At 40.1% G+C, this 23300-nt stretch carries 22 protein-coding genes and 1 tRNA gene; 17 read left to right on the top strand and 6 right to left on the bottom strand.

Annotation, left to right across the window (positions count from 1 at the left end; genetic code table 11):
• Positions 1-91 precede the first annotated feature (91 nt).
• From H8B17_RS07010 to H8B17_RS07000, 3 genes are read left to right on the top strand one after another with little or no spacing between them, the layout of a single operon-like run.
• Positions 92-1267, top strand: a complete 1176-nt coding sequence (locus H8B17_RS07010) for a glycosyltransferase family 4 protein (RefSeq protein WP_190308499.1) — start codon at positions 92-94, stop codon at positions 1265-1267.
• Positions 1267-2271: a flippase-like domain-containing protein gene (locus H8B17_RS07005; RefSeq protein WP_190308498.1), complete on the top strand. Its 1005-nt coding sequence runs from the start codon at positions 1267-1269 to the stop codon at positions 2269-2271. The genes H8B17_RS07010 and H8B17_RS07005 overlap by 1 nt, the downstream gene beginning before the upstream one ends.
• Complete coding sequence (locus tag H8B17_RS07000) at positions 2252-3403, top strand: glycosyltransferase family 4 protein (protein WP_190308497.1); 1152 nt, start codon at positions 2252-2254, stop codon at positions 3401-3403. The genes H8B17_RS07005 and H8B17_RS07000 overlap by 20 nt, the downstream gene beginning before the upstream one ends.
• Positions 3404-3452: 49 nt before the next feature.
• Here H8B17_RS07000 and rpsU read toward each other — a convergent pair whose 3' ends face one another.
• Entirely contained in the window at positions 3453-3644 is a 192-nt protein-coding gene (gene rpsU, locus H8B17_RS06995) for a 30S ribosomal protein S21 (protein ID WP_190308496.1), read from the bottom strand.
• Positions 3645-4030: 386 nt separating this feature from the next.
• Between rpsU and H8B17_RS06990 the strand changes: the two genes are divergently transcribed.
• The 3 genes from H8B17_RS06990 to H8B17_RS06980 all read left to right on the top strand — a co-directional run bounded on the left by H8B17_RS06990 (position 4031) and on the right by H8B17_RS06980 (position 6267).
• Positions 4031-4104, top strand: a tRNA-Ile gene (locus H8B17_RS06990).
• A 331-nt stretch (positions 4105-4435) separates the two neighbouring features.
• A complete protein-coding gene (locus H8B17_RS06985) occupies positions 4436-5008 on the top strand; it encodes a Crp/Fnr family transcriptional regulator (protein ID WP_223816412.1) in 573 nt (190 codons plus the stop codon).
• Positions 5009-5082: 74 nt separating this feature from the next.
• Entirely contained in the window at positions 5083-6267 is a 1185-nt protein-coding gene (locus H8B17_RS06980; RefSeq protein WP_190308495.1) for a calcium:proton antiporter, read from the top strand.
• A gap of 42 nt (positions 6268-6309) precedes the next feature.
• Here the strand turns inward: H8B17_RS06980 and H8B17_RS06975 are convergent, their stop codons facing one another.
• Together H8B17_RS06975 and H8B17_RS06970 are read right to left on the bottom strand one after the other, a co-directional pair.
• Positions 6310-7083, bottom strand: coding sequence for a murein L,D-transpeptidase catalytic domain family protein (locus H8B17_RS06975; RefSeq protein WP_223816411.1), 774 nt, complete (start codon positions 7081-7083; stop codon positions 6310-6312).
• A gap of 73 nt (positions 7084-7156) precedes the next feature.
• Positions 7157-8191 carry a L,D-transpeptidase gene (locus H8B17_RS06970; RefSeq protein ID WP_190308494.1) on the bottom strand — a complete coding sequence of 345 codons (1035 nt, stop codon included), beginning with the start codon at positions 8189-8191 and terminating at the stop codon, positions 7157-7159.
• 112 nt (positions 8192-8303) lie between these two features.
• Here H8B17_RS06970 and H8B17_RS06965 point away from each other — a divergent pair, with 112 nt between their 5' ends.
• The 3 genes from H8B17_RS06965 to cmk all read left to right on the top strand — a co-directional run bounded on the left by H8B17_RS06965 (position 8304) and on the right by cmk (position 12835).
• A complete protein-coding gene (locus H8B17_RS06965; RefSeq protein ID WP_190308493.1) occupies positions 8304-9641 on the top strand; it encodes a PDZ domain-containing protein in 1338 nt (445 codons plus the stop codon).
• Positions 9642-9757: 116 nt separating this feature from the next.
• Complete coding sequence (gene topA, locus H8B17_RS06960) at positions 9758-12136, top strand: type I DNA topoisomerase (protein ID WP_190308492.1); 2379 nt, start codon at positions 9758-9760, stop codon at positions 12134-12136.
• 15 nt (positions 12137-12151) lie between these two features.
• Positions 12152-12835 (top strand): (d)CMP kinase, encoded by a 684-nt coding sequence (gene cmk / locus H8B17_RS06955; protein ID WP_190308491.1) that lies wholly within the window; start codon positions 12152-12154, stop codon positions 12833-12835.
• Here cmk and H8B17_RS06950 read toward each other — a convergent pair.
• A complete protein-coding gene (locus tag H8B17_RS06950; RefSeq protein ID WP_190308490.1) occupies positions 12832-13692 on the bottom strand; it encodes a universal stress protein in 861 nt (286 codons plus the stop codon). The genes cmk and H8B17_RS06950 overlap by 4 nt on opposite strands.
• Positions 13693-13887: 195 nt before the next feature.
• Between H8B17_RS06950 and H8B17_RS06945 the strand changes: the two genes are divergently transcribed.
• Both H8B17_RS06945 and H8B17_RS06940 read left to right on the top strand, forming a co-directional pair.
• The gene (locus tag H8B17_RS06945) at positions 13888-14499 is read left to right on the top strand and encodes an RNA polymerase sigma factor (RefSeq protein WP_190308489.1); all 612 of its coding nucleotides are present in this window, start codon (positions 13888-13890) and stop codon (positions 14497-14499) included.
• A 14-nt stretch (positions 14500-14513) separates the two neighbouring features.
• On the top strand, positions 14514-15815 hold the full coding sequence (locus H8B17_RS06940; RefSeq protein WP_190308488.1) for an outer membrane beta-barrel protein: 1302 nt from the start codon (positions 14514-14516) through the stop codon (positions 15813-15815).
• 19 nt (positions 15816-15834) lie between these two features.
• Here H8B17_RS06940 and H8B17_RS06935 read toward each other — a convergent pair whose 3' ends face one another.
• Positions 15835-16446, bottom strand: a complete 612-nt coding sequence (locus tag H8B17_RS06935; RefSeq protein WP_190308487.1) for an HAD family hydrolase — start codon at positions 16444-16446, stop codon at positions 15835-15837.
• A 9-nt stretch (positions 16447-16455) separates the two neighbouring features.
• The gene (locus H8B17_RS06930; RefSeq protein ID WP_190308486.1) at positions 16456-17643 is read right to left on the bottom strand and encodes a proline dehydrogenase family protein; all 1188 of its coding nucleotides are present in this window, start codon (positions 17641-17643) and stop codon (positions 16456-16458) included.
• A gap of 259 nt (positions 17644-17902) precedes the next feature.
• On the opposite strand from H8B17_RS06930, the gene H8B17_RS06925 reads away from it, so the two are divergent.
• From H8B17_RS06925 to H8B17_RS06900, 6 genes are read left to right on the top strand one after another with little or no spacing between them, the layout of a single operon-like run.
• Positions 17903-18109 carry an RNA-binding S4 domain-containing protein gene (locus tag H8B17_RS06925; RefSeq protein WP_190308485.1) on the top strand — a complete coding sequence of 69 codons (207 nt, stop codon included), beginning with the start codon at positions 17903-17905 and terminating at the stop codon, positions 18107-18109.
• Positions 18110-18142: 33 nt separating this feature from the next.
• A complete protein-coding gene (gene aroB, locus H8B17_RS06920) occupies positions 18143-19213 on the top strand; it encodes a 3-dehydroquinate synthase (RefSeq protein WP_190308484.1) in 1071 nt (356 codons plus the stop codon).
• The gene (locus H8B17_RS06915; protein ID WP_190308483.1) at positions 19210-19935 is read left to right on the top strand and encodes a ThuA domain-containing protein; all 726 of its coding nucleotides are present in this window, start codon (positions 19210-19212) and stop codon (positions 19933-19935) included. Before aroB ends, H8B17_RS06915 begins: the two co-directional genes overlap by 4 nt.
• Complete coding sequence (locus tag H8B17_RS06910) at positions 19928-21232, top strand: D-alanyl-D-alanine carboxypeptidase/D-alanyl-D-alanine-endopeptidase (protein WP_190308482.1); 1305 nt, start codon at positions 19928-19930, stop codon at positions 21230-21232. The genes H8B17_RS06915 and H8B17_RS06910 overlap by 8 nt, the downstream gene beginning before the upstream one ends.
• A gap of 35 nt (positions 21233-21267) precedes the next feature.
• The gene (locus H8B17_RS06905) at positions 21268-22575 is read left to right on the top strand and encodes an MFS transporter (protein WP_190308481.1); all 1308 of its coding nucleotides are present in this window, start codon (positions 21268-21270) and stop codon (positions 22573-22575) included.
• Positions 22572-23300, top strand: coding sequence for a (Fe-S)-binding protein (locus tag H8B17_RS06900; protein WP_190308480.1), 729 nt, complete (start codon positions 22572-22574; stop codon positions 23298-23300). Before H8B17_RS06905 ends, H8B17_RS06900 begins: the two co-directional genes overlap by 4 nt.

Raw genomic sequence — 23300 nt, 5'->3', positions numbered from 1 at the left:
TAAGTAGTGAAAATTTCATAAATCATTAATATTCAGTTTCTATTAAGAAAATATGACATGTTTATTTTCGTGAAAACAAACAGCAAAGTATATGATAAGGGTAGCTTTTTTTGCGGAGATCTTGTTCGAAGAGTATGATGGTGCTGTTCGGACCATGTTTCAAATCATCAATCGAATAGATCCAAAGCGCTTTTCTTTCTTTTTTATTTATGGAACAGGCCCCGAGGAGATGGAAGGGCACGCTTCAATTCGTATACCTACACTCAATACAGGTTTAAACGTAGATTACAGTATTAGTTTACCCGCGTTGGTAAGAGGACAGATTAAGCAACAATTGGATCGTTTTCAACCAGATGTTATCCATATTGCGACGCCCTCTTTGCTGGGATTTTTTGCTTTGCGTTATGCTCGGTCACGAAATATTCCGGTTATTAGTCTATATCATACTAATTTTCTTTCTTATGTACCTTATTATTTTCGAAAGATACCTACACTTATTAAGCCTGTACAGCGCTGGATGACATCAGCCACGCGACGGTTTTACAATAATTGTGACGTCGTGTATGTGCCATCGTGTTCGATGCAAAAACAACTGGAAGATTTAGGTGTAGAAAAAGATAAAATGACTTTATGGCAGCGTGGCATTGATCTAACGCTCTTCAATCCTCAAAAAAGAGACATTGCCTATATACGAAATCTAACTGGCAACGATATGCCAAACATACTGTTTGCCAGTAGATTGGTCTGGGAAAAAAATATACAAACGTTGATAGAGATCTATAAACGGCTTCAAAGATCGCGTCTACCACATAATTTCATTGTAGCCGGCGATGGAGCAGCAGGTGAGGAGATGAAACGGCAGATGCCAAAGGCTGTGTTTTTAGGAAAGCTATCCCATAATGATCTTTCAAAATTATACGCCTCATCAGATATTTTTGTTTTTCCTTCAATTTCAGAAACCTATGGAAATGTGATCGTAGAAGCTATGGCTTCAGGTCTACCGTGTGTTATCGCCGATGGCGGGGGAAGTGCGGATTTAGTGCGTCATGGACAAACAGGTTATAAGTGTCTACCCAGATCGGCCGAAGATTTTCTTATTTATATCCAGATGTTACTGAAGGACCCGACACTCCATAAGTTTATTCGTGATACGGGCATTTCCTATGCACAAAAATTAGATTGGAACAACTTAGTAGATCGTTATTTTGACGAAGTTACTAGATTGGGATTGCAATCAAATAGAAGTATAGTTTGGGCAGCCTGCTGATGTATAGAAAAGGTTTTAGAATTTTAATCTTAGCTTCTATCGTGGTTCCTATAGCGATATTTGTCCTCCAAGTTGATTTTGCACTTGTTTGGGAGGGGCTTCGTAGAATCGGATCTGGATTTTTTGTTATCTTGCTGGTTACTTTTGTGGCGTATACACTTGGCACGATGGGTTGGTGGATCTGTCTGGGATCGGAACGCTCTAGCATTTCTTTATGGCAACTCTTTGGAATACGCCAAGTTGGAGAAACGGTGGCGCTTTACAACCCGTCGAGTGTAGTGGGAGGGGATATGCTTAAAAATGAATTACTGAAATCCTATTCGATCCCAAATGACAGAGCGTTAGAGTCGGTCGTCGCGTCGCGCGTTACCGCATTATTATCACAACAGTTACTTTTAGCAGTTTCCCTTTGTTGGTTAGCCACTATAACAACTTCACTGCACGACTTTGCGCGATACGGCATAGCGTTATTGATTGGATTGTTACTTTTGTTTAAAATCTTTTTTTTTTATTTGCTTAATCGAAAGCGTAATCAGATGTTGCCGAACCTCGAAGATTCCTCTACAATATGGCAACGTTTTCGCAGGATACTTTATAAATTAACTACGCAGACTCAATACTTTTTCCAGTATAAAAAAAAGTTATTTTGGTGGTCTTATTTTTTCTTTTTTCTCCATTGGGTGGTTGGAGGCTTAGAATTTTATCTTATCCTTCGTTTTCTGAATTATGATATCGAGTTAATGGACAGTGTATGGATGGATATGGGCGTTATACTATTCAAAAGTGTCGGCGCATTTATTCCGGGACAGCTTGGAATAGAGGAATTAGGTAATAAGTTACTTTTAACAACTATTAGCATCCAAGCCGCGAGCGTATGGGTGACCGTCTCGATATTACGTCGTGCACGCCAGTTATGTTGGATTATAGTCGGGGCAATTTGTTACATTTTTATCCGTAAAATCGATTCATTTAAAATTTTGAGAGATGGAAATACTGTTCGTTAGTCACAAATATCCACCGGCTACAGGAGGTATGGAAAAACAAAGTTACGAACTGATTGAAGGGATGCGGGCGTATGCCACTGTGCGAAAGATCGTCTATACACGAGAAGAAAGTTACTTTCAATTTTTTCGTAAATTAAATGGACGTATATTATCGATGATACATCGATATCCGAAGATCGGTATAATACATTTTAACGACGGTTTGATAGCAGCTATTAGTCTTTGGCACGTTGGTTACAGCCATTTACGTAGGGTGGTTACACTTCACGGTCTAGATGTAGTTTTTCCGCTCAAGATCTATCAGCGTCTTATTTTACCGCGTTTTAATAAATACGACCACATTGTAGCGGTAAGCCATGCGACCGCAGCAGCGGCAATTAGACGTGGAATAGATAAAAAAAAGGTTTCGGTGATACTAAACGGTATTGACCAACAGTTGAAGCCTAAAGTTAATGTGGAAGCTTGGGCGAATTTTCAACAGAAATATCATTTATCGGCTCATCAAAAGATATTGGTCACATTAGGTAGACCCGTCAAGCGTAAAGGTTTTTCGTGGTTTATCCGAGAAGTGCTTCCGTTGCTTCCAGACGAATACCATTTGGTCATGGCAGGACCTTTTTCTAGAGAATCGTCAAAGATGGACAAATTATTGTCGCGTTTGCCCGAGCGATGGCGTACCTTGTATATGCTATTTATGGGATACCCTTCAGATCAGGCAGAGCTTTGTAATTTGTTAAATCACCCGATATACGGAGAAAAGGTTACACATTTAGGAAAACTACCTTTGGAAGAATTGGCTATTCTTTTGAGTCATACGGAAGCGTTTTTAATGCCTAATATTAAGGTGGAAGGTGACATGGAGGGATTTGGGTTGGTATGTCTTGAAGCTAGTGCATGCGGCGCGTTGGTTCTAGCTTCGGCATTGGAAGGAATTACGGACGCAATCGTACACAGGAAAAACGGAATACAGGTGGAACCAGAAAATGCAAAGGCTTGGTCACAAGCGATTCAAGATCGGAAAGACGCTGGACGATCGCAGCGATATTCTTTTCGTGCATACACCTTAAATCACTTTGGGTGGGACAAAATGGTGCATGATTATGCTTCTTTACTTAAAGGCTTAATCGTATAAAAAAAGAGGCAAACAATTTGCCTCTTTATTTTTATCGTATCAAACAAGATTAAATAACCTCTTGATTTAATTGCTGTTTGTAGATTGCTTTTTTACGCTGGATACGACGGGTCACTGATCTTTTCTCGTATGCTTGACGAGAACGAAGCTCACGTAGTACACCTGTTTTTTCAAACTTCTTCTTGAAACGTTTCAACGCTCTGTCTAAAGATTCTCCTTCTTTTACATTTACGATAATCATGTTGTTAAATACCTCCTTTCGTGTCCTTTTGTTTTTTGTGTGTGCAAAGATAAATAAATGATTCGTATGTTAAAAGAAATTATTCTATAAATATTGTTGCCTCCTTTTTCTACTATTTCTTCTATTTGTACTTAGGGTCTATGAAATGCGTAGCATTTGAAAAATTCTATTCTTTAAAAACGTAAAAAACCATTTACTTTTTTGATATCCAAGGATATAAAAGTTTAAAGGACAGGAACAAAATTCACCATAAAAATAACGTTACGGTAATCAACCATAATATTTTTAATTTTTTGTCTATAAAATTTTGTTTTCTCCTCACAAATATCGATAATTGCATCGTCAAAACGGAACGACAATATCTGTTTTGATTATTTTCAAAATCTGCGCCTATAGCTCAGTTGGTTAGAGTAGAAGACTCATAATCTTTTGGTCCCTGGTTCGAGCCCAGGTGGGCGCACAAATCGAAAAGTCGTTTTCCCGCAATGGAAAACGGCTTTTTTCGTTTATGAGGACACTTTAAGATTATTTGCTCCACGTTGGATTAGAAGTTCGCATCGTTACGTGATAAAGAAGACGTTAAGGCAAGGAAGTTCCTCGCTATGTTATTTCCGTCGCTCAAAATGAACCGTTTATCAGTAAAAGAAGACACTTTAAGAAAAAAGAAGTAATATTGTCCGATCATGGGTGATCAAAACCTTGAGCTGAATCAGAACACGGCATCTCTAAAATATACCAGCATGTTGTAAACTCTTTACGTCCGTTCAAGAATTATATTTATAAAGACAAGAATGACTCATTACATAGACATTAATCAGATTATAGACGATATTTATCCAATACGAGAAGAAGCTAAAGGAAAGATAAGAGAATTAGTAAGGGAAATTGGTTTACCCAAAAAAACGATCATTATTGAAGCGGACAAAGTAGAAAAATATATTTATTTTATTAAAAATGGTGTTGTACGAGCTTATTCCGAACATGAAAAGGGAGAAATCACTTTTTGGTTTGGAGAGGAGGGGGAGGTTCTACTGTCCATGAAGAGCTATGTAGATGGGGAGAGGGGGTATGAAAATATCGAATTACTAGTGAATTGCAGTCTTTACCGGATAGAAATAGTTAAATTAAAACAACTTTTTAGAGAAGATATCGATGTTGCAAATTGGGCAAGGAAGTTAGCCGAAAAAGAATTGCTAAAAATCGAGCATCGCGTTATTTCACGCGAATTATTGTCAGCTAAACAACGATATAATGATTTAATAAAAAATAGACCGGGGCTTCTGAAAAGAGTGCCGTTGAAACACATTGCGTCCTATTTGGGGATAACGCAAGTGAGCTTGAGCAGAATACGCAGAGAAAAATAATTTAATTTTTTATCATAGGATAAATATCTTTTTGTTTCCTATGGCTAATTTTGGATAAAAAAAATATAAGAGTGATGTCATTGAAAACAAATAACATATCGTTTAGGGATATGATCCCCGCCAAGACTTGGATTCGACTCTTAATCGTTTGGACCGTCGTGGTATTGTTCTCTGTATGGGGAAATTCTTTGATGGGTGAAGGAATGACCTATGCCGCGGCAGCGGGGATTTTTGTAGTACTCCTGACTACAATCATTGGAGCCGCTTTTGGAGTGGTAAAAGAAGCGGATGAACTTGCCCATAAATTGGGAGAACCTTATGGCACATTAATACTTACTCTTTCCATTGTTTCGATCGAAGTCATTTTGATTTCAGCCGTTATGCTCGGGCCAGGTGAATTCCCTACTATTGGAAAAGATTCCATTTTTTCGGTAATGATGATTATTATGAATCTCGTTATTGGTTTATGTATTCTTCTGGGCGGTTTAAAATACGGTGAGCAAGAGTATAATGCACAGGGTACAATGTCTTATATAGCTATGATTATCATGCTCGGAGGGCTTTCCATGCTGTTGCCCAACTTTATTGAAGGAGCTGGGAATGGGATGTTCACGAATGTTCAGGCTATTAGTCTTTCTGTATTGATCGTAATCCTGTACGGTTTTTTCCTTGCTTTTCAGACGAAAACTTACAGTCATTTATACGTACAGCCAAACGAAGGCTCCATGGAGATTCCATTCAAAGACCGTAAACTGTTCTCCGTAAATAATCTCGATGGTCATACAAACGGAAAACCTAACAATAAAAGAGAAATGCTGATTCGTTCCATTGTCCTCTTAGCTATGATATTGCCCATCGTGCTATTGTCTCACAATATGGCGACCGTTGTCGATTTTGGTATCGAGGCAGCGAATCTTCCTCTTCAGTTGGGAGGGGTGCTTATTGCGATTATTGTATTTACCCCCGAGTCCATGACAGCAGTAAAAGCGGCATTAAATAATGAATTTCAACGAGCTATTAATCTTTGCCATGGTGCGTTTGTTTCCACGGTAGGGCTTACTGTTCCTGCAGTATTAACGATTGGTTTAATTTCGGGAAAGGTGGTTCGTTTCGGACTTACTGCTACGGAGATGATTCTCTTCTTTATTACGCTGCTTTTAAGCCTGATGACGTTTTTAGGAAAACGAACAACACCTTTCGTTGGGATAATGCATTTGGTTTTATTTGTGATGTTTATGTTGCTCATATTTAATCCTTAAATACATATGCATTCTAGAGGATTTTATCATCAAATAATGGATTTAATTTAACGAACTGAGCGTATCCGTACCTATATCGTGTTGAGCTAGAAGGGTCCGGTCAGGTATGGCATGAATAATTTTTGTGCTTGCCATATATTCGGGATTATCGGCATAGATATAGAGTAGTGTGCCGTTCTTTATTGTGTTGATAACTGGCTTATTTATTTCTCGTGGTAGCGCTGGGCATCCATAGCTTCGGCCCAAGCGACCGGTCGACTTAATAAACGATTCGCTACAATAATCTGCTCCATGCATGACTACCGCTCTTGCTTTAGCTTGATCATTGATACCCTTTTCAAGCCCGTTAAGCACTAAGGAGTAGCCATTCCCTCCTTGATAAGTACCTTCGGTTTCATAAAAACCTAGTGAACTTTGATAAGATCCATGCCTGTTCGAAAAAGCACGCGCATATTTATCACCAGAATTCCGTCCATGAGATACAATGGTATGGTATAATACCTTTTCGTTTTTCATATCCAATACAACCATTCTTTTTTCTGTCGAGGGCAATGTAAAATCGATAACAGTTAGAATTTGATCCCGTCTGGGCCGTAGCGTTTTATAACCCTGTATCGCTTGCTCAAAGGCGTCATATTGTAAAACAAACTCCAAATTCATTTTGCGGTAAAGAAGTTTGGTTTGATCAATTTTTGGAAGAGGTTCTTTTTTTACTACAGTATCAACTGCTTTTACTTTTGAGGGATGTTCTGATAGCCTAGTCGGTATATAACTCACTAAAAACGACGTCAACAGCACTAATATTAAACTACGCATAGGCAAAAAATATTTATTCCAGTTGCAAAGGTAGTATTAATTTGATTTTCAAAATGTTAAATTAATATAAATATCAGTCAATGACGATAACCAATGCATTAAATGTTTTCGCCCAATCATATACAAATTTAGCGTGGGAGGAGGCGTTACGTACGCACATATGTGAGCGAGGGGTGGTTCCCAATGACCAACTATGTTCTATAATACCGGCATTAACACTTTGTGTCGGTATCCCATGTATATAGGCGCCGTTGGTGAATCGACTCGCATATGGCGCATAACCATGAATGGTGTTTGTTCCGTCTTTTAAATAAAACATTTTAGCTTTTTTTTCCTGGATGACAAATATTCCCAATGGCGTTTCATGGGCATACGGAGGTTTGTGAACGCCAGAAGTTGCAGGGTTCATGCTTCGGATTACCCATCTACAATCACCAGTACGTTCAGCGGTGAGGATATTCTGGTTGGTTACGTCTACAAATGCTATATGGTGGAAAGTAACGGAATCACCGATCGCTTTTACGTACCGCTTTGGCGTTTCCCAAGTTCCCGGAAAAGAAACACCTTCCAGTCTAATCATATCCAATGTATCGCTGGTAAGCAATTTTACTAATGCACCATCTCGACCATAAATGGTGGGAGCGTCGTTCTCACCCACGGTATATAGAGGGGCAGCCTGATAGCGTTCCGTACCCAGCGAATCGGAAATAAGCTTATATTCATTGCGGTGATAATTCTTTACTAACGGGGCTTCTTGATTTTTATTTTTTCGATTTTGTAAGATTCCGTAAGAAGCGGGGGTACGTTGGAAATTTTCTACAAATGCAAGTTTTTCTTTGATTTTATTCAATTGAAAATGTCGAGTAGTGTCCTTATATGGATAGGTGTCCTCCAAAGTATGCTTATCATAAGAAAAATCTTTGGTCAGCTCCATATCCTCTGCTGTTTTTGGTCTTTTTTTCGCTTCTTCTTCCGCTTTCCGAACCAACTCGATGGAGTCTGTCCTTTGTTGTTCTGCGGGATCAATTGCTGTTGTTGCCTGCTTGCGGTTACACGACCACACTGTTGTCGTGATGATTAATAGCGATAACCTAAAATATATTCTCATGTGTAGCGTTAACAGTTTGCTGATAAGTGATTGCTCCAAAGATATATAAAATGTTTATTTTATACGGACAATCTTCTATCTTCGTATGAAGGAATGGAAGTATTTGAAAAAAATGAGATGGTTTGCCTGCATAGCAATTTTCTGTATATCTTGTGTCGCAAAATCACAAGGAATATTTCAACTTCCTGACCACAAACCGGCATCTTTCAAGTTTGAATTAGTAAACAATATCGTGTTGGTGCCATTGACCATAAATGGCATTCCCTTCTCCTTTTTGCTTGATACCGGTGTAAAAGAAACAATATTATTTATCAACACCGAAGATTCGCTTTATCTGAAGAACCAAAGCAAAATGACGTTTCGTGGTATTGGTATAGAAGATGGCGTTGAGGGGATTTTGTCTACCGACAACGTGGTTGAGGTAGGAGGGGTCGCAGTAGACTCTCTTCATTGGCTTTATGTCATACAGGGTACCGAATTGGATATCTCTAGTGATGTTGGTGTGGCCATTAACGGTATACTGGGGTCTAAATTTTTTGATAGCTTCGCGGTACAACTTGACTATCAAAAACAACGTATAACGCTATTTCCACCTGATTATGATTATGAGAAATCCATTCGGAAATATAGTTATATTCCCATAGCTATAGAAAACGCCAGGCCGTATATAGTGGCCAATATGTTGGTCGACAGCTTGTGGGTCAGCGGAAAGATGTTGCTGGATATGGGGAATACCACGCCGTTGATGCTGTTTGCTTTCTTGCTGCCCGAATTCCATATTAAAGCACCCTATGTAGAAGAGTATATTGGACGAGGATTTAATGGTGCGGTTTATGGAAAGAGAAATCGTATACGGAAAGTCACAATAGCAGATTTTATGCTAGAATATCCTATAGTAGCCTACCCAGATTCGAACGCCTTATTTATGAGTAAGCTTGCACAAAACAGGATTGGTTCGGTGGGAAATCAAGTATTACAACGATTCCATTTGTTGATCGATTACCGTAAAAAAGCATTATACCTCCGTAAAAATAAAATATTTACCAAACCATTTTTAATCAATATGGCCGGACTAGAAGTGCGGCATGACGGGATGATCTGGAAAAAAGAATTGGTGAAAGCGAGATTACCCAAAAAACAGGAACGTCAAAAGATGCCCGATCAGGGGATAACAATTAATTTTGCAAATGATGCATTACAATATGCGTTTGTACTACAACCTACTTTTCGTATAGCGGGAGTCCGGAAAAATTCTCCTGCGGCCGCCGCGGGAATACAGGCGGGTGATAAGCTGCTAAAAGTAAACGGGAAATCAGTAGGGCGATTAACTTTGTCGAAGATTATGTCGGCATTGCAGTCTCGCCCCGGAGAAACCCTGCGACTCATATTGCTACGAGGTGATGAGCAATACCAAACACGTTTCCCTCTTGTCGATCCTATACCCTTTTGAATTTGCAAGCTCGGTCATTTTATCAAGCTATCACTAACCATAAGAAAGAAAAATAAATGAAAATTATTGGCATTCCATTTTGAAATCCCTTTATTTGCAAAAATCATTCATTATAAATGGCGAAAAATTTACTGATTGTAGAGTCACCGGCGAAAGCAAAAACAATAGAAGGATATTTGGGAAAGGATTTTTTGGTGAAATCCAGTTATGGTCATATCCGTGATTTAGTAAAAACGGATGATGCCATTGACGTAGAAAATAACTTTAAACAAAAATATGAAGTCCCTTCAGATAAGAAGGCAGTTGTCAGCGAATTAAAGAAACTAGCAAAAGATGCCGAAACAGTCTGGTTGGCGTCCGATGAAGACCGGGAGGGAGAAGCGATCTCTTGGCATTTATATGAAACGCTATCGTTGAAAGAGGACAAAACAAAACGTATTGTTTTCCATGAAATCACGAAACCGGCGATTGTGAAAGCCATTGAAACGCCTCGAAAAATTGACTATAATTTGGTGAATGCCCAACAAGCGCGTCGGGTATTAGACCGGTTGGTGGGGTTTGAGCTTTCTCCGGTACTGTGGAAAAAAGTTAAACCGTCCTTATCGGCAGGGCGCGTACAATCGGTTGCTGTGCGCCTTATAGTAGAACGTGAACGAGAAATCAATAAATTTACTGCAGATGCTTCCTTTAAGATTGTTGCGCAATTCACAACAGAGAAGGGAAAAGAACAATTTAAATCGGAGCTGCCGCAGCGCTTTGAGCGTAAAAGTGATGCTGAAACGTTCTTGAAAGATAGCATTCCGGCTGCTTTTGCAGTTAGTTCGTTGGAAAAGAAGCCTGCAAAACGTTCGCCCGCGGCTCCGTTCACAACGTCTACATTGCAACAAGAGGCCAGTAGAAAGTTGGGGTTCTCTGTCGCGCGTACTATGCAGGTGGCGCAGAGGTTATACGAAGCAGGACGGATAACCTACATGCGTACCGACTCCGTGAATTTGAGCGATACGGCTATCCAGGCCGCACAGCAGGAAATTGTAAATGCTTATGGTGAAAAATACCATAAATTACGTCGTTATAAAACCAAATCTGCTGGTGCACAGGAAGCGCACGAAGCAATTCGTCCAACTTATTTTTCGCAACATACCATTGAAGGGGACCATGCGGAACGTCGTCTATACGAATTAATATGGAAGCGGGCTATCGCGTCTCAGATGAGCGAAGCGGAATTTGAGAAAACAACAGCGAAGATTTCTATATCTACCCGTCAAGAGGAACTCGTAGCTACAGGAGAAGTGATGCGATTCGACGGTTTTCTTAAAGTCTATATGGAATCTACTGATGAAGATTCGGATAACATCCAAGAGCGGAATGACGGAAATACACTTTTGCCACCACTAGAAAAAGATCAGCAGTTGAACTTGCAGGCTATGCATGCTACAGAGCGATTTTCTCGCCCACCGGCCCGCTATACAGAAGCCTCGTTGGTAAAGAAACTGGAAGAATTGGGTATAGGGCGTCCCTCTACCTATGCCCCCACCATCTCTACCATACAAAATAGGGGGTATGTTGTTAAGGAAGACCGGGACGGTAAAGAAAGACAATACATCGTATTGCAGATAGCCGATAATAAGGTTATAGAGGAAGTCAAGACAGAAATGACGGGTGCGGAGCGATCAAAAATGTTCCCAACCGATATCGGCGTTTTGGTAAATGACTTTCTCGTAGAACATTTTCATGATATTATTGACTATAATTTTACCGCAAAAGTAGAAAAAGAATTTGACGAGATTGCCCACGGTAGTAAAGAATGGACAGCCATGTTGAACAACTTTTACGGACCATTTCATCAAGGAATTCAAGATACACTGGAACATGCTGATCGCGCAAGTCACGAACGGCAGTTGGGAACGGACCCAGTAAGCGGAAAACCAGTGAGCGTACGGGTTGGACGATTCGGTCCGTTGGTACAGATTGGTTCTGCTGACGATGAAGAAAAACCGCGCTTTGCCTCTTTGCGTAAAGGGCAAATGATCGAAACGATTACCTTTGAAGAAGCTATGGACTTATTCAAGCTTCCTAAGAAGGTAGGCGTGTTTGAAGAAAAAGAGATGACCGTTGCTATCGGACGGTTTGGTCCCTATATCCGCCATGCCAGCGCTTTTTATTCTCTGCCTAAAGGATTGGATCCCATGGATGTGACGGAAGAAGAAGCTATTCAGATTATTCAGGAAAAACGGCAGAAAGATAAGGAAAAGGTTATTCGTGTGTTTGCTGAAAATGCAGAGGCGCAAATTGAAAATGGTCGTTGGGGGCCTTTTATCCGCTTTGGTAAACAAAATGTAAAAATTCCGAAAGGTACGGAAATAGAGAAAATTACCTACGAAGATGTGTTGAAGTGGGCAGAAGCAGATCCGAAAGGCAAAGCTAAGGCTGCCGCAAAAACTGCTACGGCAAAAAAAACAACGAAAAAAAAGAGTACAAGTAAAGCAAAAAAGTAAACGAAGCAGCAAATCATGGAACGGGAGAATTTTATCATCGCAATTGATGGGTTTTCGTCTTGTGGGAAAAGTACTGTTGCGAAAGCGCTGGCAAAGAAGCTTCAGTTTGTATTCATAGACAGTGGTGCAATGTATCGTGCCGTAACTTTGTATTTTTTGAGACAGCATATCAATCTGACAAATCCGGACGAAATTCGGGCTGCTTTGGAAGAGATTCATATCGATTTTGTACCCCAGGGAGATACTGTACATATATTTCTAAATGGGGAAGATGTATCGAGAGAAATTCGTCAAATGCATGTTTCTGAGAAAGTGAGTGAGATAAGTGCAATAAAGGAAGTACGGCATGCGCTAGTCAAACAACAACAGGCCTTGGGAAAACGTCGAAATATTGTAATGGATGGACGAGATATCGGTACCACGGTATTTCCCGATGCAGACCTGAAAATATTTATGACGGCGAATTCAGAGGTTCGTGCACAGAGACGATTGGCAGAGTTGTTGGCTAAAGGTGAAGTCGTTTCGATAGAGGGGGTAAAGCAAAATTTAGCCCATCGAGACCATATGGACAGTACACGCGAAGAAAGTCCGTTACGACAGGCAACGGATGCTATTATTCTGGATAACTCGGATCTAACACAAGAAGAACAGCTAGAAATCGTTCTGGAAGAATATAGAGCCAGAATGGAGGGGCGCTAAAAAGCCCCAGGATCATCTCCTTCATGTAATACCAATGTTGCCGTATTTGCGTGCATGCGAAGCCGATTGCTCATGCTGGATTTGAACAACCGCTCCAGTAGACTTTTGTTTCTCTTTACCACACAAAGAAGGTCGACGCGATGCTGTTCGATATATTGGTTTAGTGTATGTTCGATAGATTGCTCTATATCTAATAATACGAATTCAAGATTATCATGCGGAAATACTTTCTGCCAACGATCGGTCATAGCAATAATATCGGTGTTTTTTTCCTTCAATACATGGACACACTTAACCTTTACTCCAAATTTATTAGCGATTTCCATGATATGACGTAGGGCGGCTTCGTCTTTTTCTCTAAAAAGTGTGGTAAACAAAATTTCCTTAATACCATCATATTTTGCCTCTTTTGGAACTGACAGAACTGGTACGCTAACACCTCGAATAACACCCAACGTGTTCGATCCAAAAATTTTATCAATGACACCATCCGCGCGATTTGTACCCATCACGATCAAATGGATACCCTCGCTTTCAATAATACGTTGGGCATTAGCTACAACGGTGCCCTCTTCAAAAAGAAAAGTCAGTGGAACATCCGATAGGTTGTAATCCTCGGCCATCTTATGAAGATCCGCAGTGTGTTTCTTGAAATTTTCAAATTGATGCAATTCATAGTTCTCGTATACCTCAGGCACAAGCTCTGGCTGTCCGGCATGTGTGGCAGATAACACGGGTTGCATATACGTATTGACGACATATAAACTGGCGTCCATTTCCTTTGCCAAATGTAAAGCGTATACAAACGCATTATTTGCGGCATTGGAGAAATCTGTTGGGAATAATATCTTTCTCATAACTCTAAGATTTATATGATATAGCAAGTTAACGTATTTCCTTGATTTTTACAAGCATCATTTTTATCTGTAGCATTTTGCAGCGATGCTACGTTTAAGTATAAAAAATAGAGATATATGACAGAATGTTAGGACGCTGTTCTGGTAAATAAGGATTAATTCGTTAAATTGGCATACCCGAACAGACGGTTTTAAGTGAAAATTGTTCAGCAATATTGGAAGAGGACGAGACCATTGACCTTAAGAGAGGCCTTGGAAAGCTGTGTTGTGGACAAAAGTGAGCGAGGAAAATCGTTTGTTTATAAAAAATATTACGGATATGTGATGGCTGTAGTACTTCGTTATATTACTTCAGAAATGGAAGCAGAAGAAGCCGTTAATGAGAGCTTTGTAAAAGCATTTAGGAAGATCGAAGCTTTCGAAATGCACGCAGATGAGGAGGCGTTAGAGAAAACATTTCGGTCTTGGCTAGCACGTATTGCGGTGAATACGTCAATCGATTTGTTAAGGACGAGAAAACCCACCAGTTTTTTAGAAGATACCTCGGACGAGGAGATGAAATCCCATACCGTAGTAATGACAGATAGATTGGGTGTGGAAGATATTATGAAACTGTTGACACGACTACCCGATATTCAACGCTCTATTTTTAATCTATTTGAAATTGAGGGATATTCGCACGAAGAAATAGGAACTATGCTCCACATTCCGGAAAGTACATCCAGAACATATTTGACGCGAGCTAAACAGCGCTTACGAAAATTATATATAGAAGAATTTAGTGTTTCGCACAATATACATTCATAAATGCGAAGAGAAACATGAAAGATCGTAATAAGGAACTTATAGAGCTCATCAAAGAAGGGCTAAAAAATGCAGAGGAACTTCCTTATAAAGAGGGGGCTTGGGAAGCATATAAAGCAAAATATGAGTCAGCTGGAAAGGTTACCTACTTTTCATTACCTTGGGTGGCTGCGGCTGCAGTGGTTTTGGTCGGTCTTACTTTCTTGTTTCATGATTGGAAGGGATCAACAGGACCTGTAAAGCTTGTTGAAACCAAACAGGAAATGAAGTGGTCTGCCCCAACAGCACCCTTACCAGTGCAGGAGGAATCCAATACGCGGGTGACGGCGATAGAAGGACAGGGACGCTTGTCTTCGAACAATATGAACGGTGATAAAGAGATGAGGCAAGATAGGAGAATGGTGAATGAAATAGACCTACAGGCAATGGAGTCACCACGTTTGACGAACAAGTCGGCGCTAATCGCGAAAATCCATACGCCTGACCGCTTGCCGTCCTATCAGGGAAGTAAACCAGTCAACGTATGGTCGTGGGATGATAATTTAATAGCAGGGGAAACCCTTGACCCTAACTTTGCCCATCAGCATGAATCGGCGCGTCATCTATCTCCAAAGAAATTGCGTCTTACCGATCGATTTGAGTTAGGTGCTTTCGTAAGCCCCTCGACGACCGATCAAAGTTTTGATTTGGGTGGGGGGCTTGTTTTTGCTTACAGATTGAATGATAAAATCGCTATCCGTACAGGGGCCTCGTTTAATCAATATGAAGTTAGTATGTTAAAATCTCAGGTACAGGAAGTAGGAGCAGAGATGAAGCAAGCAGCTGCCCCTATTAAAAATACGGACAATTTGATTTCTAAAGAAGCGTCGTCCCTTCGGACCAACAGTTTTTTCATTCCTAATTTAAATGCGGTAACTGGTAAGGTGCAAACCTTGGATATTCCACTAGAGATCCGATATAATGTGACGAAAGAGTTTTATGCTACTGGAGGTGTTTCTTATGCAGCTGTCTTATCTCAAGAGCGTTTTGCCCATTATGAAGAATCTGCAGGGATACCGACCTATTCCAGCGCATCCGATTCAGAAAAGCCTGTTGCGAATCCGGTGACGACTGTAGAAACAACTCAAATTAGTAGCGAAGAAAATATAAATACCAACGGTTTTGGAGGCTTTGTTAATTTTTCTGTCGGCCGTCGAGTAAATATGGGTAGAACATTAAAGGTTTCGATCGAACCGTTTGTGAAACTCCCAGTAGGTCAATTTAAGCGTGCTGACATGAATTACACAAACGGTGGAATACGAATTATGACAAGCTTTTAGTATAAAAGCTCGTCATATTCTATATTTTATCGATGCGCACCCAACTCATACCCGCAGCGATCGCACCTTGAACACCTGGATCACCGTCTTCAAAAACAAGACAATCCGTAGGAGCTACACCAAGTTGTTTAGCCGCTAAGAGAAAGGGTTGTGGGGAGGGTTTACCTTCGGGGGTATCACCGGCACATACTAGTGTTTCGAATTTTCCAATGATGTTAATCACCTCCAAAGTAACATTTAAGGTCGAGCGCGACCCGCCGGAGACAAGTCCAATTTTCTTTTGTCCTACATTTTCCAAGAGGTGCTGCAACACATAATCTACCGGTTTTGTCTGCCGGATAAATTGTTCCATGAAAATACCGGATTTTGTTTTAGCAAAATCCAATGTGTCTATATCTCGCTGGTACCGTCTGCCAATTTCAGCTGCGACATCTACTGTCGGCCAGCCTGCCAATTCCTCTACAATATTATCATCTAATTCAATTCCATATCGAGTTGCCGCCGCGACATAAGCCGCCTTATGAGCGGGCATATTATCAGCCAGCGTACCGTCTACATCATACAGTAGCGCTTTAAATGATTTGGACTTTTCTTGTAAGATGTTAAATTTCTTCTTTGATTCAGCATTCATGCCGCAAAACTACGATTTTCTTCTAGCTTTTTCCTTTAAAATCAAACTCAGCTCCCGACTCGTCTGGCCTCCTACAGACGTATTTTCCTGTGCGCGACGGAATAAATAAGGCATTACAGCTTTTACAGGCCCGTAAGGCATGTACTTCGCAACATGGAAACCCGCTTCTGCTAAATTGAATGATAGATTATCAGACATCCCTAATAGCTGCGCAAAGAAGATATGATCATTGGCGGGAGATATACCGCGTAAGGCCATTTCATCTACCAACAACCTGGCACTCTCTTCATTGTGTGTTCCAGCCATCAGACCTATACGGTTGATGTGGCTTAGACAAAACCGGATGGATTGATTATAGTCTTGGTCGCTTGCTTCCTTATTGGGTTGAATAGGCGAGGGGTAGCCAAGTTTGACAGCACGATCGCGTTCGATTTCCATATAGGCACCCCGGACAATTTTCGCACCCAAATAGAAGTTCTGGGTTTGCGCATAAGCGAAGTCAGCTTGCAGAGATGCTAGCTTATCCTGACGGTACAACTGATAGGTATTATACACGATTACACGTTCTTTGTTGTACTTTCCCATCATTTCTCGGGCAAAGTCATCGATCGTATCCTGTATCCAGGAATGCTCTGCATCTATTAATACACGTATATCTGCGGCATGACAGGCGCTACAAATGGTATCAATACGATCGTATATTCTGGTAAACTCCAGTTTTTCCTGATCAGACAGCGGTAGCTGTGCATCCACTTTGGCCAACAGGTCAAATCGTCCCAAACCCGTAGGCTTGAAAACACAAAACGATATCAATTTGTTCTTTTGAGAATAATCTACTGTACGTAAAATTTCCGAACAAGTTTGGTCAAAACTCTCTTCCGATTCTTCCCCTTCGACCGAATAATCTAGAATGGTCGTTACCTTAGCTCGCCCTAGTTCGGCTATAGCCTGTTGGCACCCTTCAATGGACTCTCCACCACAAAATTGCTTATAAATGGTGTTTCGAATGAGACCCTGAATAGGTAATCCAATTTTTAAAGCGAAGTTTGTAAGAGGAGTGCCTATCTTAATAAGGCTATTACTGGCGACTATTTTAAAAAGCCAGTATGCTTTTTCCAAATCTTTATCAGATTTATTCCGAAAGGCAATTTCGGTGTTGTTAAAATCCAGTTTAACCAAATTATGAACAGGTATCATATGTGTAAAATAATAACGGCCAAAATTAATTAATTATTTCATCTCTTTATCTATTTTCGATGGGCAACAAGCCTTTTATAATTAACAGGAATTATCCTTTTTTTTACGGATATTATTGATCCGTTAATTTTCGATCATGTATCTTTACCGAACCGTGTGATTATGATTTATTCAAACCGCATGGCGTGAATAAACTGAGCTTGCAAGCTCTCGAGCATATTGAACAAATACGGATGAAAAATAATATAGGAAAAGAATTATGCAAACATTTTCGTTAAGGGGTGAATATATCCAATTAATCCAGTTATTAAAGGTGATGAATTGGGTGGAACATGGGGCCATGGCACAACTTGTTGTTGAGGAGGGCTTGGTTAAATATAACGGTCAGGTAGACTTTAGAAAAAGATTAAAAGTAAAAGTGGGAGACATCATTGAATTTGATGGACAGCAAGTAAAAATTGTTTAATTTAGTGCTTTCATATTTCAAACATCGCAATACATGACAAAACAAATCGCCAGTCTCGGCTATTCGGTATTTTTCGAAAACAACCTCGAATCTCTAGCGACATTCATTACCTCGCGCAGCTATTCCCAAATTTTGGTTTTAGTTGATCGCAATACCAACGATCACTGTTTACCGATATTACAATCTGCACTTTCTGAGATAACGGATTACGATATTATTGAAATTGATCCGGGAGAAGAAAATAAGAATATTGATTTTTGTATAGGCGTCTGGAAGACTATGCTTGATTTCGGCGCTGATCGAAAGGCGCTCATGATAAATTTGGGAGGAGGGGTGGTGACCGATATGGGTGGATTTGCCGCTTCCACGTTTAAACGAGGAATTGACTTTATCCAGATTCCGACGACCCTGCTTTCGCAGGTAGATGCTTCTGTTGGCGGGAAAACGGGAATCGATTTAGATCATATAAAAAATATCGTTGGTACATTCACGCAACCCCAAGCTGTTTTTATTAGCGGGAAATTTCTTGAAACCCTGGATGATCGTCAAATGCGCTCGGGGTTTGCAGAAGTTATTAAACATGGATTGATTTATGATAAAGATTTGTTTTTCAGTGTAAAAGATATCGAATTAAGCAGTAATAATTTAGATAGTATCATTTTCCGGTCGGTGGAAATAAAAAATGAAGTAATTACACAAGATCCGACCGAAAATGGACTTCGGAAAATCTTAAACTTTGGCCACACGATTGGGCATGCAGTAGAGGCATATTCCCTTATACACGATGCGAACCCCCTTTTACATGGTGAAGCGATTGCATTGGGTATGATTTGTGAAGCCTATATTGCGCATAAAATAAACGGCCTTTCGGGAGAAGATTTGGCTCAAATAGAGACAGCATTCGATAATCGTTTTGAACCTTATTCCTTTACTGAAGAGATATATTCAGAACTCATTGCTTTGATGCAAAATGATAAAAAGAATGACGGCAAGAGACTTGGTTTTGCTTTGCTGTCTGAAATTGGAAAATGCGATTACGATAGATACGTAAAAGAAGAGTTGATTATAGAGAGTTTAAACTTTTATAAAAATAAAAATGTATGATGAAACACGTTCTACTTTTTATAAGCCTCCTTCTTTTTGGGCAGATGGTTACTGCCTATAGTCAGGAGCGGGTTCTGATTTTCACCAAAACAACGGGTTTTAGGCATAAAAGTATTCCAAAAGGTGTGGAAACAGTGAAAAAAATACTGCAATCAGAGGGGATTGTTACGGTGCATACGGAAGATGCACGCTATTTTTGTGCAGATAGCCTGCAGCAATTTGCTGCTGTCATTTTTTTAAGTACAACCGGAAATCTATTTAATGACGAACAAAAGACGGCATTTCAACGCTTTATCCGCGCAGGTAAGGGGTTTGTTGGTATACATGCAGCATCCGATACGGAGTTTGAATGGCCTTGGTATGGTGAATTAGTTGGTGGCTATTTTACACAACATCCGCCTGTACAAGAAGCTAAAATTGATGTTATAGATCGTACACATCTAGCAACAAGACACTTGTCTGAAGTTTGGTGGCATAAAGATGAATGGTACGATTTTAGAGATATACAGCCCGGCTTGCATGTCCTGATGACCCTCGATGAGCAAAGCTATAAAGGTGGCACCATGGGAAAGTTTCATCCAATAGCTTGGTTTAGAGAGTTCGATGGCGGACGTACATTCTATACGGGACTTGGACATACGGAGAAGTCTTTTGATGAAGTTTCATTTCAAAAGCATATTATCGGTGGGATCAAGTATGTATTAAAGTGCGCTCATGACTAAATTGTTACTTGTCCTATCTATATTTTTCTTTTCTACTTACATTACGTTTTCACAAGATACTTCCTTAATAAGTAGTCGTTTATACCAATCACCTATATTTAAAGATCATATATTTGGCTTTAGCCTTTATGATATGGACCAGCATCAATTTCTGCTGGGAACGAATGAAGATAAGTATTTTACTCCAGCTTCCAACACGAAGATATTCACCTTGTTTACCGCACTGAAAAATTTAGAAGATTCGATTCCCGCTCTCCATTATATTGAAAAGGGAGACTCGTTGTTGTTTTGGGGGACAGGTGACCCTACCTTTCTACATCCGAAATTGGATACACGCAAAGTCTATAATTTCTTAGCCGAGACAGATAAAAAGCTGTTTTATGTAGGCGACCTGACTGCAGACGAGCCATTTTACCGGATGGGATGGGCCATGGAAGATTACGACGAATATTATCAGCCAGAAATAACTGCATTTCCCATTTATGGCAATGTGGCTACCTTCCGAAGTGTAGGGCATAAACTTCGAGTTTCCCCAGCGCGTTTTCAGGTTGATATTGCTAGCGATGGGGTGGCTACTGATCGTTTCTGGATTCGCCGAGATTGGAACGATAATACATTTTTGATTAATAATACCAACATTCCAAACAGTTATATAACCCAAAAACCCTTCAAATATTCTGATAAGCTATTTGTACAATTATTGCAGGACACCTTACATAAACAGGTGAATTTCATTAGCTACCCTAAACCTATAAAGGTGGACACCCTGTATTCTGCTGTTACACGAGATGTTTTGCGGGAAATGATGTTGACCAGCGATAATTTTTTAGCAGAACAGTTAATGATGGTTGTCGCTTTAAATCGATACCATGCATTCCTCACTGCTCGATTAAGAAAAGATATGGCTACTTTTTATCCTGCTTATCTTATGGATAAAATTGATCTTTACGACGGTAGTGGTTTATCACCTTATAATAAGGTTACACCGAGGGCTTTAGTTGACCTACTACTGATGATAGCGCGAGAGGTTAATGATGTCGATGAGCTTCATTATCTATTTGCTGCTGGCGGATTGGAAGGCACTTTGCGAAACACCTATCAATTAGACGGCGGGATGCCCTTTGTTTGGGCAAAAACAGGAACGCTTAAGGGTGTATATTGTCAGAGCGGTTATATTCAAGCCCGTAGCGGGCGTAATTTAGCGTTTTCTTTTCTTCATAATAATTTTATTGGATCTCCAATGCCAGTTCGTCAGGAAGTTTCCCGGATTATAACTTTTATACGGAAGAATTTTTAATTTTCTGTTAACATATAGTATCTTCGCTTTGATTTATGCGTGTCATTGAAAAAAACAACAGACGCTTGATTCGGTCTTGGTCCATGTTTGACTGGGCGAACTCGGCTTATAATCTGGTCATTACATCGACCATCTTTCCTGCTTATTACACAGCGATCACGCAGACTGCGGAAAAGGGTGATGTGGTTAGTTTTTTTGGGTTTGAGGTAGTCAATACCGCTCTTTCCAACTTTGCGTTGGCTTTTTCTTATCTTTTCATGGCTTGTGTATTACCTTTTCTCTCGTCTTATGCGGATGTACAAGGGAAAAAGAAGACTATGATGATGTTCTTCACCTATTTTGGTGCCATAGCTTGTATGGGACTTTTCTTTTTTAAGCTGGAAACATTAGAGTTAGGGGTAGTATTGTTTGGCTTAGCGGCTATGGGCTATATTGGAGGTGTTTTATTTAACAATTCTTATTTACCGCAAATCGCGACGGTAGATAAGCAGGACAGTGTGAGTGCACAGGGCTTTGCTTATGGTTATGTTGGTTGCGTGACCTTACAACTAATCTGTTTGGTGTTTATTTTAAAGCCCGATTGGTTTGGTATAACAGATTCGACCTTTGGACCACGATTATCCTTTTTACTTGTGGGGCTGTGGTGGGCTGGTTTTTCGACAATTCCATTTTTTGTGCTCCCGAATAACCAAAAGTCCGCAATCTTGGCTTCGAAAAAAGTTTTTCGTACGGTTATTATAGAGTATCGTATTGTGCTGCGCCGCATTCAAAAAATGCAGCGTATTCGCCGATTTTTACCAGCATACTTCTTTTATGCTGCCGGTGTTCAGACGTTAATGATCGTAGCGGCTGCGTTTGGTGCTAAAGAACTTCAACTCGAAAGCTCTAAACTCATTATTACCATATTGTTAATTCAATTAGTAGCTATATTCGGTGCTTATTTAATGTCCAAGCTCTCTACAAAATTTGGCAATATTAAGGTTTTGATTGCTGTGGTGTTTGTTTGGATCGGTGTCTGTGTGTCCGCATTTTTTATAAAAACCGAAACAGAGTTTTACGTTTTAGCGTGTTTGGTTGGACTAGTAATGGGCGGAGTTCAGTCTCTATCACGTTCTACCTATTCTAAATTTCTTCCAGAAAACATCAAGGATACGACATCTTTTTTTAGTTTTTACGACATTACGGAAAAATTGGCTATTGTGTTAGGTTTATTTTCGTTCGGATTGATAGAGCAGTTTACCCACAACATACGTTACTCTGCTTTATTTCTTTCTGTATTTTTTATCATTGGATGTGGTCTACTCTTTCGCTTGCTGCGATTTAATAAAGCAATGACGTTATGAAAGTAGAATTATTTATACCCTGTTTTGTAGATCAAGTTTACCCAGAGACTGCTTTCAGCACATTGAAATTGCTTCAAAAGGCAGGTTGCGAAGTAATCTACAACCCGAAACAAACGTGTTGTGGGCAACCTGCATATAATGCAGGATTCTGGGATGAGGCTAAGAAAGTTGGACTAAAATTTCTGGACGATTTTTCTGAAGATCATTACATCGTATCCCCATCGGCCTCTTGTACAGGTATGATTAAAAATGGATACGACGACCTTTTTACGAATACTACGGTACATAACCGCTGTCGTAATATCCAATCGAATATTTACGAACTGAGCGACTTTTTGGTAAATGTGTTAAAAAAAGATTATTTTGGTGCTGAGTTAGTGGGGACGGCAGTTTATCATGATTCTTGCGCCGCATTAAGAGAGTGTAAAATTAAAGATGAGCCGCGACAATTGCTTGCCCAAGTAGGTGGTCTTGAGGTTGTTCCCATGCGCGATCAAGAAACATGTTGTGGATTCGGGGGGACTTTCGCTGTGAAATTTGAAGGCATATCGGCAGCGATGGCTGAGCAGAAAGTGCAAAATGCGATGGCCGTAAAAGCTGACTACATTATTTCAACAGATAGCTCTTGTTTATTACAGATACAGGCTTACATTGATAAGCATCAACTCCCCGTCAAGACGAAGCACATTGCCGATGTGTTAACATCTGGATGGGCTAATATTTAA

This window comes from Sphingobacterium arenae (assembly GCF_014692505.1).
GTDB lineage: Bacteria > Bacteroidota > Bacteroidia > Sphingobacteriales > Sphingobacteriaceae > Sphingobacterium > Sphingobacterium arenae.
The sequence above is the reverse complement of the archived record's forward strand: the minus strand, read 5'-3'. Positions and strand labels throughout refer to the sequence as shown.

Coding starts and splice junctions, on each gene's coding strand:
- H8B17_RS07010 (WP_190308499.1), top strand. CDS start 92: ATGATAAGGGTAGCTTTTTTTGCGGAGATCTTGTTCGAAGAGTATGAT.
- H8B17_RS07005 (WP_190308498.1), top strand. CDS start 1,267: ATGTATAGAAAAGGTTTTAGAATTTTAATCTTAGCTTCTATCGTGGTT.
- H8B17_RS07000 (WP_190308497.1), top strand. CDS start 2,252: ATGGAAATACTGTTCGTTAGTCACAAATATCCACCGGCTACAGGAGGT.
- rpsU (WP_190308496.1), bottom strand. CDS start 3,644: ATGATTATCGTAAATGTAAAAGAAGGAGAATCTTTAGACAGAGCGTTG.
- H8B17_RS06985 (WP_223816412.1), top strand. CDS start 4,436: ATGACTCATTACATAGACATTAATCAGATTATAGACGATATTTATCCA.
- H8B17_RS06980 (WP_190308495.1), top strand. CDS start 5,083: ATGTCATTGAAAACAAATAACATATCGTTTAGGGATATGATCCCCGCC.
- H8B17_RS06975 (WP_223816411.1), bottom strand. CDS start 7,083: ATGCGTAGTTTAATATTAGTGCTGTTGACGTCGTTTTTAGTGAGTTAT.
- H8B17_RS06970 (WP_190308494.1), bottom strand. CDS start 8,191: ATGAGAATATATTTTAGGTTATCGCTATTAATCATCACGACAACAGTG.
- H8B17_RS06965 (WP_190308493.1), top strand. CDS start 8,304: ATGAGATGGTTTGCCTGCATAGCAATTTTCTGTATATCTTGTGTCGCA.
- topA (WP_190308492.1), top strand. CDS start 9,758: ATGGCGAAAAATTTACTGATTGTAGAGTCACCGGCGAAAGCAAAAACA.
- cmk (WP_190308491.1), top strand. CDS start 12,152: ATGGAACGGGAGAATTTTATCATCGCAATTGATGGGTTTTCGTCTTGT.
- H8B17_RS06950 (WP_190308490.1), bottom strand. CDS start 13,692: ATGAGAAAGATATTATTCCCAACAGATTTCTCCAATGCCGCAAATAAT.
- H8B17_RS06940 (WP_190308488.1), top strand. CDS start 14,514: ATGAAAGATCGTAATAAGGAACTTATAGAGCTCATCAAAGAAGGGCTA.
- H8B17_RS06935 (WP_190308487.1), bottom strand. CDS start 16,446: ATGAATGCTGAATCAAAGAAGAAATTTAACATCTTACAAGAAAAGTCC.
- H8B17_RS06930 (WP_190308486.1), bottom strand. CDS start 17,643: ATGATACCTGTTCATAATTTGGTTAAACTGGATTTTAACAACACCGAA.
- H8B17_RS06925 (WP_190308485.1), top strand. CDS start 17,903: ATGCAAACATTTTCGTTAAGGGGTGAATATATCCAATTAATCCAGTTA.
- aroB (WP_190308484.1), top strand. CDS start 18,143: ATGACAAAACAAATCGCCAGTCTCGGCTATTCGGTATTTTTCGAAAAC.
- H8B17_RS06915 (WP_190308483.1), top strand. CDS start 19,210: ATGATGAAACACGTTCTACTTTTTATAAGCCTCCTTCTTTTTGGGCAG.
- H8B17_RS06910 (WP_190308482.1), top strand. CDS start 19,928: ATGACTAAATTGTTACTTGTCCTATCTATATTTTTCTTTTCTACTTAC.
- H8B17_RS06905 (WP_190308481.1), top strand. CDS start 21,268: ATGCGTGTCATTGAAAAAAACAACAGACGCTTGATTCGGTCTTGGTCC.
- H8B17_RS06900 (WP_190308480.1), top strand. CDS start 22,572: ATGAAAGTAGAATTATTTATACCCTGTTTTGTAGATCAAGTTTACCCA.